Origin of the sequence: Aquabacterium sp. (assembly GCF_050725395.1) — a bacterium.
Classification (GTDB): domain Bacteria; phylum Pseudomonadota; class Gammaproteobacteria; order Burkholderiales; family Burkholderiaceae_C; genus Aquabacterium.
The window spans coordinates 57,588-71,862 of the sequence record NZ_JBOHHL010000008.1 but is presented as its reverse complement, the minus strand read 5'-3'; the positions used below and the strand labels follow the sequence as shown (position 1 = coordinate 71,862).

The 14,275-nt window shown below is 66.4% G+C and carries 18 protein-coding genes; 8 read left to right on the top strand and 10 right to left on the bottom strand.

All coding sequences use genetic code 11. The annotated features are described in order from the left end of the window. Positions 1 to 19 precede the first annotated feature (19 nt). A complete protein-coding gene (purN, locus tag ACREB4_RS07430) occupies positions 20 to 655 on the bottom strand; it encodes a phosphoribosylglycinamide formyltransferase (RefSeq protein ID WP_431587575.1) in 636 nt (211 codons plus the stop codon). 82 nt (positions 656 to 737) lie between these two features. Here purN and ACREB4_RS07425 point away from each other — a divergent pair, with 82 nt between their 5' ends. Then, positions 738 to 2,045 (top strand): tryptophan--tRNA ligase, encoded by a 1,308-nt coding sequence (locus ACREB4_RS07425; RefSeq protein WP_431587574.1) that lies wholly within the window; start codon positions 738 to 740, stop codon positions 2,043 to 2,045. A gap of 11 nt (positions 2,046 to 2,056) precedes the next feature. Then, a complete protein-coding gene (locus ACREB4_RS07420; RefSeq protein WP_431587573.1) occupies positions 2,057 to 2,491 on the top strand; it encodes a DUF3717 domain-containing protein in 435 nt (144 codons plus the stop codon). Here ACREB4_RS07420 and ACREB4_RS07415 read toward each other — a convergent pair. Then, entirely contained in the window at positions 2,479 to 3,246 is a 768-nt protein-coding gene (locus ACREB4_RS07415) for a hypothetical protein (protein WP_431587572.1), read from the bottom strand. The two genes, ACREB4_RS07420 and ACREB4_RS07415, sit on opposite strands and share 13 nt — an antisense overlap. Positions 3,247 to 3,491: 245 nt before the next feature. Here ACREB4_RS07415 and ACREB4_RS07410 point away from each other — a divergent pair, with 245 nt between their 5' ends. Together ACREB4_RS07410 and ACREB4_RS07405 are read left to right on the top strand one after the other, a co-directional pair. Next, entirely contained in the window at positions 3,492 to 3,977 is a 486-nt protein-coding gene (locus ACREB4_RS07410) for a MarR family winged helix-turn-helix transcriptional regulator (RefSeq protein ID WP_431587571.1), read from the top strand. 9 nt (positions 3,978 to 3,986) lie between these two features. After that, entirely contained in the window at positions 3,987 to 5,795 is a 1,809-nt protein-coding gene (locus tag ACREB4_RS07405; RefSeq protein ID WP_431587570.1) for a glutamine--tRNA ligase/YqeY domain fusion protein, read from the top strand. A 35-nt stretch (positions 5,796 to 5,830) separates the two neighbouring features. Here the strand turns inward: ACREB4_RS07405 and ACREB4_RS07400 are convergent, their stop codons facing one another. The 3 genes from ACREB4_RS07400 to ACREB4_RS07390 form a co-directional block, all read right to left on the bottom strand. Further along, the gene (locus tag ACREB4_RS07400) at positions 5,831 to 6,814 is read right to left on the bottom strand and encodes an SdiA-regulated domain-containing protein (protein WP_431587569.1); all 984 of its coding nucleotides are present in this window, start codon (positions 6,812 to 6,814) and stop codon (positions 5,831 to 5,833) included. A gap of 24 nt (positions 6,815 to 6,838) precedes the next feature. Continuing rightward, complete coding sequence (locus ACREB4_RS07395) at positions 6,839 to 7,534, bottom strand: lamin tail domain-containing protein (RefSeq protein WP_431587568.1); 696 nt, start codon at positions 7,532 to 7,534, stop codon at positions 6,839 to 6,841. A gap of 80 nt (positions 7,535 to 7,614) precedes the next feature. Further along, entirely contained in the window at positions 7,615 to 8,580 is a 966-nt protein-coding gene (locus tag ACREB4_RS07390) for an AraC family transcriptional regulator (protein WP_431587567.1), read from the bottom strand. A gap of 64 nt (positions 8,581 to 8,644) precedes the next feature. On the opposite strand from ACREB4_RS07390, the gene ACREB4_RS07385 reads away from it, so the two are divergent. Next, entirely contained in the window at positions 8,645 to 8,839 is a 195-nt protein-coding gene (locus tag ACREB4_RS07385) for an oxidoreductase-like domain-containing protein (RefSeq protein WP_431587566.1), read from the top strand. Between the two features lie 12 nt (positions 8,840 to 8,851). Beyond that, positions 8,852 to 9,559: a dienelactone hydrolase family protein gene (locus tag ACREB4_RS07380; RefSeq protein WP_431587565.1), complete on the top strand. Its 708-nt coding sequence runs from the start codon at positions 8,852 to 8,854 to the stop codon at positions 9,557 to 9,559. Here the strand turns inward: ACREB4_RS07380 and ACREB4_RS07375 are convergent, their stop codons facing one another. Together ACREB4_RS07375 and ACREB4_RS07370 are read right to left on the bottom strand one after the other, a co-directional pair. Beyond that, positions 9,560 to 10,435 (bottom strand): hypothetical protein, encoded by an 876-nt coding sequence (locus ACREB4_RS07375; protein WP_431587564.1) that lies wholly within the window; start codon positions 10,433 to 10,435, stop codon positions 9,560 to 9,562. 72 nt (positions 10,436 to 10,507) lie between these two features. Then, positions 10,508 to 11,161 carry a TetR family transcriptional regulator gene (locus ACREB4_RS07370; protein WP_431587563.1) on the bottom strand — a complete coding sequence of 218 codons (654 nt, stop codon included), beginning with the start codon at positions 11,159 to 11,161 and terminating at the stop codon, positions 10,508 to 10,510. 90 nt (positions 11,162 to 11,251) lie between these two features. Here ACREB4_RS07370 and ACREB4_RS07365 point away from each other — a divergent pair, with 90 nt between their 5' ends. Both ACREB4_RS07365 and ACREB4_RS07360 read left to right on the top strand, forming a co-directional pair. Next, positions 11,252 to 11,920 (top strand): O-methyltransferase, encoded by a 669-nt coding sequence (locus ACREB4_RS07365; RefSeq protein WP_431587562.1) that lies wholly within the window; start codon positions 11,252 to 11,254, stop codon positions 11,918 to 11,920. A 36-nt stretch (positions 11,921 to 11,956) separates the two neighbouring features. Further along, entirely contained in the window at positions 11,957 to 12,622 is a 666-nt protein-coding gene (locus ACREB4_RS07360; protein WP_431587561.1) for a DsbA family oxidoreductase, read from the top strand. 20 nt (positions 12,623 to 12,642) lie between these two features. Here the strand turns inward: ACREB4_RS07360 and ACREB4_RS07355 are convergent, their stop codons facing one another. From ACREB4_RS07355 to ACREB4_RS07345, 3 genes are all read right to left on the bottom strand, one after another. Further along, positions 12,643 to 12,894, bottom strand: coding sequence for a DUF3297 family protein (locus ACREB4_RS07355; protein ID WP_431587560.1), 252 nt, complete (start codon positions 12,892 to 12,894; stop codon positions 12,643 to 12,645). Positions 12,895 to 12,970: 76 nt separating this feature from the next. Then, positions 12,971 to 13,453, bottom strand: a complete 483-nt coding sequence (locus ACREB4_RS07350; RefSeq protein ID WP_431587559.1) for a chemotaxis protein CheD — start codon at positions 13,451 to 13,453, stop codon at positions 12,971 to 12,973. After that, positions 13,450 to 14,262: a CheR family methyltransferase gene (locus ACREB4_RS07345; protein ID WP_431587558.1), complete on the bottom strand. Its 813-nt coding sequence runs from the start codon at positions 14,260 to 14,262 to the stop codon at positions 13,450 to 13,452. Before ACREB4_RS07345 ends, ACREB4_RS07350 begins: the two co-directional genes overlap by 4 nt. Positions 14,263 to 14,275 lie beyond the last annotated feature (13 nt).

Sequence of the window (14,275 nt, the reverse complement as noted above, 5' to 3'; positions counted from 1 at the left end):
CCTCTGGGTGGTGGGCCGCTCAGGCGGCGGCCACCACCAGTTGCGCTTCGCCTTCGGTTTGCGCCACCTGGTGGCCGTTGACCTGCAAGGTGCCTTCCACGAACCAGCGCACCGCCCGCGGGTAGACCGCGTGCTCTTGCTGCAGCACCCGTGCCGACAGCGTGTCGGGCGTGTCGCCTGGCAAGACCGGCACGGCGGCCTGGACCACGATGGGCCCATGGTCGAGTTCCGGCGTCACGAAATGCACCGTGGCGCCCGCCAGCTTGCACCCCGCCTCGATGGCGCGCGCATGCGTGTGCAGGCCCGGAAAAGCCGGCAACAGCGAGGGGTGGATGTTGAGCATGCGGCCTTCGAAGTGCCGCACGAAGCCTTCGGTCAGGATGCGCATGAAGCCGGCCAGCACCACCACATCGGGCGCGAAACCATCGATGGTGCGCGCCAGCTCGGCGTCGAAGTCCTCGCGCGTGGCGTAGTCCTTGTGGTTCACGCTGGCCGTGGCGATGCCCCGGTCGGCGGCGTAGCGCAGGCCGCCCGCATCCAGCTTGTTGCTGATGACGGCCGCGATGCGCGCCGGCCATTGCTGCGAGGCACAGGCCTCGACGATGGCTTCCATGTTGGAGCCGCGTCCGGAAATCAGGATGACGATGTTTTTCATGCGGCGTAGAGTGTAGCGGGGTGCCCTTTTACAATGCGGCACTTCCCCGCCTCCACCCCCGCAACCGCTTCCCAAGCCCACCATGACCGAACGCGTTCTCACCGGCATCACCACCACCGGCACCCCGCACCTTGGCAACTACGTCGGGGCCATCCGACCCGCCATCGCGGCCAGCCGTGAAGCCGGCGTCGAAAGCTTTTTTTTCCTGGCCGACTACCACGCGCTCATCAAGTGCGACGACCCGGCCCGCATCGAGCGCTCGCGCATCGAGATCGCCGCCAGCTGGGTCGCGGCCGGCCTGGACCCGGAACGCGTCACCTTCTACCGCCAGAGCGACATCCCCGAGACCACCGAGCTGAACTGGCTGCTGACCTGCGTGACCGCCAAGGGCCAGATGAACCGCGCCCACGCCTACAAGGCCACGGTGGACGCGAGCGTGGCCGCTGGCGAGGACCCGGACGCCAACGTGACCATGGGCCTGTACTGCTACCCCATCCTGATGGCGGCCGACATCTTGCTGTTCAACGCCCACCGCGTGCCCGTGGGCCGCGACCAGGTGCAGCACATCGAGATGGCGCGCGACGTGGCCCAGCGCTTCAATCACCTGTTCGGCCAGGGCCGCGAGCTGTTCGTGCTGCCCCAGGCCGAGATCGAGGAAACCGTGGCCACCTTGCCCGGTCTGGATGGCCGCAAGATGTCCAAGAGCTACGACAACACGGTGCCCTTGTTCCAGGGCGGGGCCAAGGCCTTGAAGGAGGCCATCGCGCGCATCGTCACCGATTCGAAGCTGCCCGGCGAGCCCAAGGATCCGGAAGGCGCCCACCTGGTCACCATCCACGATGCCTTTGCCAGCGCCGAACAGCGCGCCAGCTTCCACGCCGACCTGCTCGCCGGCCTGGCCTGGGGCGAAGCCAAGCAGCGCGTGGTCGACCTGATCGAAGCCCACGTGGGCCCCATGCGCGAGAAGTACGAGCACCTGATGGCCCACCCCGAGCAGATCGAAGAGATCCTGCTGGCCGGTGCGCGCAAGGCCCGCGCCGTGGCCACGCCTTTCCTGGGCGAACTGCGCAACGCGGTGGGCCTGCGCAAGATGGTGGCCGTGGCGGCGCCAGCGGGCAAAGCCGCGCAGGCCACGAAATCAGCCGTGCCGGTGTTCAAGCAATACCGTGAGGCCGACGGCCAGTTCTATTTCAAGCTGACCTCGGCCGATGGCGGCCTGCTGCTGCAAAGCCAGGCCTTCGCCGATGGCCGTGAAGCGGGTGCCTGGGTCAAGCGCTTCAAGCAGGAAGGCGTGCCAGCCCTGGCCGGCGCGCCCGTGGCCGTCGCCGCTGGCGTGGCCCAGGCCGACGTTGAAGCCGCGCTGAGCGCCCTGGTCGCCGCGCAGGAATGACGAGCCCAGCCATGGCCGGCATCCACATCACGGACATCGAATCGGCCATCAATTGGTGGCGCGATCGCAGTCCCTCGGTGGACGGCATCCAGTCGTGCCCGGAGGTGGGCGCCCTGGCCGAGATCTACGCCCTGATGGTGTACTACCGCGAGCCTTCGTGCGACGAGGCCACCATGCCCGCCAAGGCCAAGCAGGCCTGGTTGTGCTGGTACGAGACCACGCCCGACACGCCCTGCATCGCCATCTGCTCCACCAGCCAGGGCGACGACATCTGCAAGGGCTGCGGCCGCACCTTCGACGAGGTGCAGTTGTGGCCCGAGATGACGCCCGGTGAAAAGCGCACGACCTGGCGGCGCATCACCATGGAATCGAGCGCCTGGCGCTTCAACCGCTATGCGGAGCGGGCCCGCGAGGGCGTGGCCACGCCACCACCTCAAACGACCTGATTGACGCCGGCTTCGCGCACGGTTTTCCGCCTGGCCGGCTTGAACAAGGCTTTCCACAAGAAGGGCCAGATGGCCCAGGCGAACATCGCCAGGTCTGCCCGGGCGATGCAAGGCAGTTCGGTGCCGCGCTGCCAGTTCGGGTTGCGCTGCTCGAAAAACGCCACGTCGGGCTCGCGTGCCTTCAAGGCCTCGTCGATGCCTGCCACGTCCTGCTTCAGGCAATTGGCGTTGTCGCCAAAATCCAGCGTCATCGCGGCGTGGTCCAGCTTGCCGGGGAACAGGGTTTCGCAGTACGCCACCACCAGGTCCTTCAAGCGGGGGTTGTCGTGGCCACGCCGGGGGTAGTGCTCGGGGAAGTTCTTGCTCAGCAGCAGGTAGGTCTTGTAGCCTTTGGAGATCAGCAGCCAGTATTGGCGCGAGAAGGGGCGCTTGATGGCCTCGGTGAAGAGCTTGAGCGCGAAGGCCGTCTGCAGCGTGCGCGAACCCCAGTAGGCCTTTTCGATGATGGTGTCGCCGCTGAACAGGCCGCGCACGGTGCGCCCCTCGTGGGCGAACTCGTGGATGCCGAGGGTGGAAAAGCCCACGATCTCGTCGGTGGACTTCTTGCGCACCACGAACACGCCGTCCTTCTTGCTCAGGTCGCGCATGAAGGTGTCCAGCGGGCCGTTGGCATAGTTCGCCTCGAAGATGGCATGCATCCGCATGATGTCGAACACACTGAGTGAACGTACTTTTTGGTATTGGGTGCGGAGCATGGACGGCCGGCCTCGGGCAAAGAGGCGTGATGTTTTCACGGTGCGGCCTATTCTGGGAAGCGGCCGGCGGAAGCCTTCGAGGGCGAACCCTCGTGTGGGGTCAGGACCCCCCTCACATGAGGGGTATTTGTTTGAAACACGATTTATTTCTCTCTAAGTGTTTGCATGGGTTCCGTTTGAAATTGGCGATGTGACACCGCCGACTAGAATCCGCCCGACACGTCACCAGGTTCCGCACGAGCAGCATGAACAATCAGAACGAAGTCTCTAGCGACACGCTTTTCAACCCCCATGTGCCCGGCATCAACTACGGCATCCTCGACACGCTCGTGGGCTATGGCGTTCGCCGCGCCCAGTTGGCCCTGAACGACCTGTTCATCCAGTCCCTGGCGCCTTGGAACATCACGCCGCCGCGGTTTTCCGCGCTGGTCATCATTTCGCTCAACCCGGGCCTCAAGCTGACCCACCTGGCCAAGGTGCTGGGCATCGCGCGCTCTGGCGCCGTCATGCTGGTGGACGCCCTGGAAGACCTGGGTTATGTGGAACGCCAGGATGTGCCCGAAGACCGCCGGGCCTTTGGCCTGGCCCTGACGGCCAAGGGGCAGACCGACCTGGTCTCGATCACCCAGGCCGTGGTCGACCAGGACCAACTGGCGGCCAGGGCACTTGGGGCGGAAGGCCCTGAGCGGCTGCTGGCCATGCTGCAGTTGCTGGCCAACCCGAGTCGATAGAATCAGGGGATGAATGCTCCCCTTGACGACTCGACTCCCCACAAACCCAGCAACTTCCTGCGCGGCATCATCGACCGCGACCTGGAGCAGGGCACCTACGCCAGCCGCCTGTGGGCCGGCTCACCGGGCGATGCCCAACACCAGCAGACCGGCCAGCCCGACCCGGCCAAGGTCCGCACCCGCTTCCCGCCCGAACCCAACGGCTACCTGCACGTCGGCCACGCCAAGAGCATCTGCCTGAACTTCGGCCTGGCACGCGACTACGGCGGTGTCTGCCACATGCGCTTCGACGACACCAACCCTGAGAAGGAAGAGCAGGAATACGTCGACAGCATCCTGGACTCGGTCAAGTGGCTGGGTTTCGGCTGGCAGTCCAACTTCAATGGCGCCCAGCAGGACCACCTCTACTACGCCAGCAATTATTTCGACTTCATGTACCGCGCGGCCGAAGCCCTGATCGGCGCCGGCCTGGCATATGTGGACGAGCAGACGCCCGAAGAGATGCGCGCCAACCGCGGCGACTTCACCACGCCGGGCAAGGACAGCCCCTTCCGGTCGCGCACGCCCGAGCAGAACCTGGCCCGCTTCCGCGAAATGCGCGATGGCCAGCACGCCGACGGCAGCATGGTGCTGCGCGCCAAGATCGACATGGCCGCGCCCAACATCAACCTGCGCGACCCCGCCATCTACCGCATCCGCCGCGCCACCCACCACAACACGGGCGACAAGTGGTGCATCTACCCGATGTACACCTTCGCGCATCCGATCGAAGACGCGCTGGAGCAGATCACCCACAGCATCTGCACACTCGAGTTCGAAGACCAGCGCCCCTTCTACGACTGGCTGCTCGACCGCCTGGCCGAACTGGGCCTGCTGAAGCAACCCACGCCCAAGCAGTACGAATTCGCCCGCTTGAACCTGACCTATGTCATCACCAGCAAGCGCAAGCTCAAGCAACTGGTGGACGAAGGCACCGTCGAAGGCTGGGACGACCCCCGCATGCCCACCATCGTCGGCCTGCGCCGCCGTGGCTACACGCCCGAAGCCATCCAGCTGTTCTGCGAACGCATCGGCGTGACCAAGGCCGACAGCTGGATTGACTACAGCACGCTGGACATCGCCCTGCGCGACGACCTGGAGAACAAGGCCCACCGCGGCATGGCCGTGCTCGACCCCGTCAAGCTCGTGCTCACCAACTGGGACGAGGTGATGGGCGCGGGCCACCTGGAGCCTTGCACCGCCCCCGCCTTGCCACACCCGCCCGAAGGCACGCCCGAGCCCGCGCCGCGCCAGTTCACGCTGGGCCGCGAGGTGTGGATCGAACGCGAGGATTTCGAAGAGGTGCCACCCAAGGGCTACCGCCGCCTTTTCCCAGGCAACAAGGCGCGCCTGAAGGCTGGTTATGTCATCGAGTGCACCGGCTGCACGAAGGACGCCGATGGCCGCGTGACCGAAGTGCAGGCCGTGGTCGTGCCGGACACCAAGAGCGGCACGCCGGGTGCCGACAGCGTCAAGGTCAAGGGCGTGATCACCTGGGTGAGCGTGCACGAAGGCGTGGCCGCCGAGGTGCGACTGTACGACCGTTTGTTCCTGGATGCCCAGCCCGATGCCGGAGGCAAGGACTTCCTGGCCAGCCTGAACCCCGACAGCAAAAAAGTCGTGACGGCCTTCGTGGAGCCTTCATTGGCCCAGGCCACGCCGGACCAGAAGTTCCAGTTCGAGCGGCACGGCTATTTCGTGGCCGACCGCAAGGACCACGCGCCGGGCAAGCCCGTGTTCAACCGCGTGACAGGCTTGAAGGACAGCTGGGCCAAGTGAGGCCGGTTTGACAGCGCCACTGGCGCTGTCAGCGTTCAACGCTTCTGGCGACGCGAAAGGAAACCCAGCAGCCCCAGTCCCATCAACGCGATGACGCAAGACTCGGGTTCTGGCACGGCCGCCATGGCCGACAGCACGATCAGCTGCGACTGCGGATTGGCCGGGCCGAAGCCGTCCTGGATCTGCTCGGCGACCAAATAGATGGTGCCTTTCTCGTCCACGGTCACGCCTTCGATGCCGTTGTGAGGCAGCACGTTGGACAAGTCGAAGGTGCTCAAAACCTGGCCCTGGCGGTTCACCTCGACCAGCTTGCGCGAACCCAGGCTCAGCACCAGCAGGTTGTCGGCCGCGGCGGTGCCGGCCAGTGCGTCGATGGGCGACAGCGTTTGCACGTCGGACAAGGTCGACAGGCCCATCAGCGTGGGGTTGAACAAGGTCGAGGTGTTGGCCACGCCGCCGAGGTTGTTGCCAAAGCTCAGCGTGCCGCTGCGGATGTCTTCGGGCGCGTCCTGCTTGACGGTCACGAAGCTGCCATTGCGCGGGTCGTAGCTCAGGCCTTCCAGCCCGTTGTTGCCCACGGTGGCATTGCTGATGGACACGCCGCTGCTGGCCAGGTTGGCGGTGCCATTGGCGCTGTAGCTGAAGCGGTAGGCGTCGTACAGGCGCTCTTCGCTCACCACCAGCACGCCGTTGCCCAGGTAGGTCAGGCCCTCGGTGTCGTGGTTGGAGCTGCCGGTGCCAGCCCAGTTGAAGGCCATGGTGCCCAGGGTCTGGCCGGTGAGCGACACCTCGACCACGCCCGTGCCTTCGTCGCCGACGACGAACAGGGTGCCGCGATCACGCGCATAGGTGACGGCCGAGGCTTCCAGGCCCGAAACGCCGGTGCTGGTGTTGCCCAGGATGCCGAGGCCGTAGGTGGCCGTGACCTGGTAGTTGCCGAGGTTGATGGAGCTGGCCGCTTGCGCGCCCAGGCAGGACAGGGTGGCCGCCAGGGCCACCATCAGGTGCTTGATCTTCATGGTGTGTGTTCTTTCGCCAGTCGATCAGCGTTGTTGGCGCTTGCGCGCGATCAAGCCGAACAGGCCCAGGGCGGCCAATGCGAGCACGTGGCTTTCGGGTTCGGGCACGGCGGCGATGCTGCCGGGCGAGCCGATCTCGATGGCATGGTTGGCCGCGGCAAAGGCGCCGTTGACACCGGCCACGCTCAACTGCGTGATGGTGGTGTTGTTCAAGCCGATGGCGTTGTCGAAGGTCTGGTAGGGCGAGGTGGCGTCAGCAGCACCGAACACCACATTGGCCTGCAGCACGTTGCTGGCGTTGTAGAGGTTGACCGCGTCACCCGACTGACTCAGGCCCACACCGCTGCCGGTGTAGGTGCCGATCTGCAGGCCGGCGGGGGCATGGGCGCCAAACCAGGTGCTCAGGAAGCTGGCCGAGGCGGCGGTCTCGGTGAAGATCACCGATTCACCGGCCTTGATGGTGGAGATGCCGACCAGCGACACCTTGGCACTGCCATTGGAGCTGTCGTCCATCTTCCAGCCGCTGATGCTGACATCGCTGTTGCCGAAGTTGGTCAGCTCGAACCAGTCGGTGGCGTAGGGGATGGCGGGGTTGCTGTCGCTGCTGCCCCAGGGCGCGACTTCGGTGACGCGGATCTGGGCCTGGGCCGTGGCGGTAGCGCCCAAACTCAAGGCCAGGACGGTGGCGGCCAGCATGGCCTTTTTCTGAACTGCTTTCATCGACAACTCCAATTGAACGCGTGACAGGGGGGAAGCCCGGCAGCTTGTCGCGCGCGTGTGTCGGAGTGATGACGGTGGGCCTAGTCGTTGATCGGCAGCCAGATCTCGGTGTGCAGCTTCTCGGGCGGCGCCGTCTGCGGGGTGTTGATGCACAGCTCCATGGGCGGCACGTCGCGCAGGGTGAGGTTGGAGGACGGCAGCCAGTCGGCGTAGATGGTGTCCCAGGCTTGGTAAAGCGTGGTGTACGGCCCGATGTGTGTGAACACGGCGTAGCGGCCCGGCGCCAGCGTCTGCCAGGCCAGGGTGCCGCTCAATGGCAGATCGGGTTGCTGGCTGGTGCCCTGGCCGCTGGCCATTTCGTGGCCGAACACGATGCCGGCCACGTAGCGGCAATGCGGGTCGTCGGGGCCCTGGTGCTCGTCGGGCACGATGCTGATGAAGCTGCGCGCCTGCGCCATCAGGCCGGTGGGGCCGACGGCGGCCATCAGTTCGCCAAAGGCGCTCTGGGCGGCACGGGTCATGGTGTTGTCGACCATGCCGCGCGCGGTGGCGGTCAGGGCCTGGATGCCCGGGGGCAGGGTGGTGAAGCGGGTGACTTGCATGGTGGGTGCTCCTGCTTGGCGAGTGGAGGGAATGAGGTGCTGCAGCCGGTCGGGCGTCAGCAGGCTGGTCCAGGGTGCACTGTCGCCCCGGCGCACGGCGGTGGGCGTGGTGTCCAGCTCGCGGCGCATGGCCTTGGCCAAGGCCTGGGCCGATTCGTAGCCCGCCGCCAGCGCGATTTCCAGCACCGGCTCGGGGCCGCTGACCAGCAGCGCGCAGGCACGTTGCAGGCGGCGCCACGTGACGTAGCTGGCGACGCTGCAGCCTACTTGCGCGTGGAACATGCGGTGGAAGTGGTGGCGCGACATCGCGGCCTGGTCGGCCAAGGTGTGGGCATCGAGCACCTGGTCGAGGTGCGCGTCCACGTAGGCCAGTGAGCGCGAGATCAGGGCGGCGGTGCGTTGGGGCTGGGCGGCGGGTGGGCGCTGTTTGCTGCTTCGTGACATGGGAGGGGATTCTGTCCGTGCCCGGCCAGGGCCGTGTGTCCGGGTGTGCGCGAAAATACCCGCCATGAGCACCGATTCCGCCATCCCCGACACCGACCCCATGCCTTTGCCACCCGAGCAGCCCGACCTCGACGCTTGCTGCGGCAATGGTTGCGAGCCTTGCATCTTTGATCTCCACGACATGGCCATGGACGACTACCGGCAGGCCTTGCGCGCCTGGCAGGCTCGCCACAATGGCGCCTCGCCCCCAGGCACCTGAAGGAGGTCGTCCATGCCGCCATCGTCCTCGACCACGACCCTGACCGCCGCCGATGGCTTCAATTTCGCGGCCTATGTGGCCGAGCCACCGGGTGGTTCACCAGCGGCAAAAGGAGCGATCGTGGTGCTGCCCGAGATCTTTGGCGTCAACGCGCACATCCGTGCTGTGGCTGACGGCTTCGCGGCGGCGGGCTACCTGGCGGTGGCGCCGGCCACCTTCGACCGGGTGGCGCGCGGCGTGGCACTGGGCTACGAGGGCGAGGACATGGCGCGGGCCAGGCGCCTGAAAGCCGCCGCCGAGGCCTTGCCGATGCCCGGCGTGCTGCCCGACATCCAGGCCGCTGTGGACCATGCCGCGCGACGGTCATCGGGCAAGGTTGGCATCGTGGGCTACTGCTGGGGCGGCCTGCTGGCCTGGCGCGCGGCCGAGCAGGTGCAAGGCTTGTCGGCCGCCGTGACCTATTACGGCGGCGGCATGACGGTGGGTTTGGAGCCCGCGCGGCAGCCGGCTGTGCCCGTGCTGGCCCATTTCGGCACGCGGGACAAGCACATCGCGTTGGACAGCGTGGAGGCGTTCGAGCAGGCGCATCCGGAAGTCGAGGTGCACCGGTACGAGGCGGGGCATGGGTTCAATGGCGACCAGCGCGGGGCATATGACGCAGGGGCGGCGGCCACGGCGCTGGAGCGCACCTTGAGGCACTTCGCTCGATACCTCGCGTGATCAAAAGCCCTCGACCGTGAAGCGGCTGAACTCGCCCTGGTCGATGCCGCCCTTCACCATCGCGTCGTAGCGCATGTCCTCGTCCAGGAAGCGCTTGAGCCAGGCCACGGCCGATTTGCCCATGGTGTTCAGGTTGGCCTCGCTGGTCAGGAAGGTGGCGCACAGGTGACCGGTGTCCTTGAGCTCGATCTCGGCCCGGGGCAGTTTGCCGGGCAGGCTGGCGTAGAAGACGTCGGAGTGCGCCTTGTTGGGCGCGATGCCGTCGGTCTGGCAAGCCACGATCAAGGTCGGTGTCTTGACCCCTGGGAAGCCCTTGATGGTGTGCCAGGGTTGAAGGGCCACCGCGGCTTTCAGGCTGGGGTCGACCAGCATGGCCGACAGGGCGGCACCCCCGCCCATCGAGTTGCCCATGATGGCGCGGCGCGAAGGATCGGCCACCGAGGCGTAGGGCACCTGGCCACCCCGGGCCAGTTCGGCGACGTGCGCCAGGCCCGCCGCCAGCTGAGCCGCGCGCGCTTCGGGGAAGTCGGCCCGGCCCACGCTGTCGAGGTTGGCCACGATGAACCCGTGCGAGGCGATCTTCTGGACCAACTTGGCGTACACGGCCTGGAAGGCGAGGAAGCCGGGCATCATCGCCACGATGCCAAAGGTTTCGTGGGAGGCGGCCTGGGGGTAGTAGACGGTGCCGCCGCCGTAGCCTTTGGCTTCTGCTTCGGCGTTGGGGATCGAGTAGCTGTTGACTTTGTAGGGGCCGGCTTCATTGAGCTTGGCGGCAACGGGTGCTGGACCGTGTTGGGCGGCGATGGCGGGCAGCTGGGTCATCAGGGCTGCTGCGGTGGCGATGGCTGTCAGCAGTTTGCGGGAGACAGTGGTCATGGGGGGCTGTTCGTCGAGGAGGGGTGTCAGGCCATCATCGCAGATGGTGCTGTCATGGGCCCGGGCTGGGTGTCAATGGCCTTGAACTGCGGCCTCAAGCACGGCCAGGTCCTTCAGGTAGGCGCAGAACATGTCGGCCATGGCTTCCGAATAGGCGTGGATCTCTTTGGGGCTGCGCGGGGTGTCGGAGAAGTCCTTGCCCACGGTGCTCAGTGTGGTGGTGACCAGCTTTGCCGCCAGGGCGCGCCGGGCGCTCGGCACCCCGGGCAGCGCCTCGCGCATGAAGGCCGCCACCGTGCGCCGGCCGGAGGCCTTGGCCTCGTGCGCCTCGGGGGCGTCACGGTAGAGCGGGGCGGCGTCGGCCAGGGCCTTGCGCACATCGGCTTCCTCGCATTCCGATTGCACGAAGGCGTGGACGAGCGCGCGCAGGCGTGCCAGCGGTGGCTGCGCCCGGTCCTTCAGGATGTGGCCCAGCAGGTCGGTGGTCTGCCGCCATTCGTCGCTCTGCAATCTGAACAAAATCGAGGCCTTGTTCGGAAAGTACTGGTAGACCGAACCCACGCTGACGCCGGCCCGTTCGGCCACGCGCGTGGTGGTGAAGCGTTGTGCGCCTTCCCGGGCCAAAACCTGAAGAGCCGCTTCCAGGATGGCGGCAACGAGCTCCGTGGAGCGGGCCTGCTGGGGTTGTCTTCTCGAGGAGATCGGGGGCTTGGATCGGTCGATCATGGGGTGACTCCGCAACGCGAATGGTCAATGTGAAGGTTTGTTCATATTATTCATCCATCCCAACGATCCATGAACCAACGGACACTTCACATGAACACCACCCTGACCACCGCACCCCTCGCGCCCCTGTTGGCGCGCCTCTTCATCGAGGCCGATGAAGCCTCGCCCAGCAATGCCCCGGTGATGGCCGAACTGTCCACCACCGAGTGGGCGCGCTTGATGCAAAGCAAGACCGACTACATCGAGCTGTACGGCCGCCTGAAAGACGTGCCCCTGCCCGTCTCACGCGAGACGGCACGCTTGCTCTACATGCTGGCACGCCAAGGCGGCGTGCGGACCATCGTGGAGTTCGGGACCTCCTTCGGCATCTCGACCCTGCACCTGGCCGCGGCCTTGCGCGACAACGGCGGCGGCCGCCTGATCACCAGCGAGTTCGAGCCCTCGAAGGTGGCGCGGGCCCGGGCCAACCTCGAAGCCGGCGGCCTGCTCGACCTGGTCGAGATCCGCGTGGGCGATGCCTTGCAGACCTTGGCCACCAACCTGCCCGACACCATCGACCTGCTCTTGCTCGACGGCGCCAAAGCCTTGTACCCCGAGGTGCTGGCCTTGCTGGAAAGCCGCCTGCGGCCCGGCGCCCTGGTCGTGGCCGACAACGCCGACCACAGTCCGGAGTACCTGGCCCGGGTGCGCGCCCCGGCCAACGGCTACCTGTCCACGCCGTTTGGCGGCGACGTGGAATTGTCGATGCGCCTGATCTGAATGGGGTTGGCCTTGGCTCGCTATGATGCGTTCACCATGCCGACCTCACTCAAGATCGATTTCGTGTCCGATGTGTCCTGCCCCTGGTGCGCCATTGGCTTGTCCGCGCTGGAAGCGGCCCTGGCCCGCCTGCAAGGCGAGGGCATCACGGCCCGCGTCCATTGCCAGCCCTTCGAGCTGAACCCGCGCATGGCGCCCGGCGGCCAGGACATCACCGAACACCTGACGCAGAAGTACGGGTCGACCGCCGAACAGCAGGCGCAGATCCGCGACACCATCCGCCAGCGCGGGGCCGAGGTCGGCTTCGAGTTCAGCCCGGCGGGCAGGGGCCGCATCTACAACACCTTCGATGCCCACCGCCTGCTGCACTGGGCTGGCGTTGAGCATGGTGACCGGCAACTGGCGTTGAAGAAGGCGCTGCTGGTGGCCTGCCACCGCGACCGCCAAAGCATGGAATCCCACGAGGTGCTGCTGGCGGTGGTGCAACAAGCGGGCTTGGACACGACCCGCGCGCAGTCCATCCTGGGCAGTGGCGAATTCGCAGAAGACGTGCGCGCCCAGGAGGCGCTCTACACCAGCAGCGGCATCCACTCGGTGCCGGCGGTGATCGTCAACGACCAGCACCTGATCTCGGGCGGTCAGCCCACCGCGGTGTTCGAGCAGGCCTTGCGCCAGATCGCGGCCGACGAAGCCGCTGATTGAGTTGGCCCGCGGGATTCACTTCACTTGTAGAAGGCTTCGACCTTGCCCTTCAAGGTCAGCAGCAGGGGCTTGCCCTTGCGGTCGACTTTCTTGCCGGCAGGCACCTTGATCCAGCCTTCGCTGACGCAGTATTCCTCGACGTCGAAGCGTTCCTTGTCGTTGAAGCGGATGCCGATGTCGTGCTCGAACACGGCGGCGTGGTAGTGGGCGCTGCGGGGATCGATGGACAGGCGGTCGGGCAGGGCGGGAGCTTGTGGGGCGGCTTCGGTCATGGTGCTGGCGTGAAACGGTGGTTCTGCGTCGGATCGACGAAACCCGATTCTCGCGGATTTGCGGGCCGCGTCCGCTTCAGTTCACCCGAACTGCTTCGACCTTGGGTCTGGTGCTGCCGATGGTCCAGGCCACTCGGCGGTAGGCGTTGCCGCCCAGGTCATGCTCGATGACGTCCACGCGGTCGTGCTGCAAGGCCTGGAGCGCCCAGCTGGCATTGACATCGCCCACATGGCTCGTGGTTGCCAGGGCGGGGAACATGTTGCCCCCGCCATAGACATAGGCCTTGCACAGTTGGGGCGCGAAACCTTGCCGGCGCAGCAACTGGTACATCGTGGCCAGCGCGGTGCTGGCGTGGGCCGTGGTCTGGCGGGCATTGGACCTGGCGTTCGAATGCACGATGTGGCACATGGCGCCCACCGTGTGGTGCGGGTCCGTCAGAAGGATGGCCACGCAGGAACCCAGCAGGGTGTCCAGCCGGTCACCCCGGTGGGCGCACACGACGTCACCCGGGTGCAGGATGTGCACGCAGCCGGTGGCGGTATCGGTGTCGGCGATCAAGCGGCCACCTTGCGGAAAACGCCCGTGGCCAGTGGTTTCAGCGGGGTGTCGCAAGGCACGCGCCCTTCGGCCGAGCCGATGAAGAACAGGCCGCCGGGCTTCAACTGGGTCAGCACGCGGTCGACCACTTCACGCTTGGTGGGTACGTCGAAGTAGATCAGCACATTGCGCAGGAAGATCATGTCGAAGGGGCCCAGGTCTTCGATGGGACGGCAGAGGTTGAGCTGGCCAAAGCGCACGTGCTCGCGCAGCCTGGGCTGGATCTGGACCAGGCCCTCGGCGTCACCGTCGCCACGCAGGCAGTACTGTTTCAGGCGGCGGGCGTCCACGTGGCGCAGGCGGTCGGCGGGGTAGACCGCCTGGCTGGCGCTGCGCAGCACGCGGTCGCTGATGTCCGTGCCCAGGATGGACCAGTCGTGGCCGATGCGGCCCTTGCCCTGCAGGTCGGCCAGCAGCATGGCGATGCTGAAAGCCTCGTCTCCGAAGGAGCTGGCGGCGCTCCAGATGGCGGGCGACTTGAGGCGCTGTGCCTCGATCTCTTTTTCCAGCCAGGTGAAGTGCTCGGGCTCGCGGAAAAAGTAGGTCTCGTTGGTCGTGAGCAGGTCCACGGCCACTTGGAACTCGCCCTCATCGTGGTCGCTGGAGATCAACGCCAGGTAGTCTTCGAAGCCGCCCATGCCCAGGCGCTGAATGCGCGGGCTCAGGCGCGATGACACCAAAGGCTTCTTGCTGTCGCCGAGGGACAGGCCCACGGCTTGGTACATCAGGCCAGTGAGCTGGCGGTAAGTCTCGTCGCGGAGCTCAACCATGGTCCACCCCCCA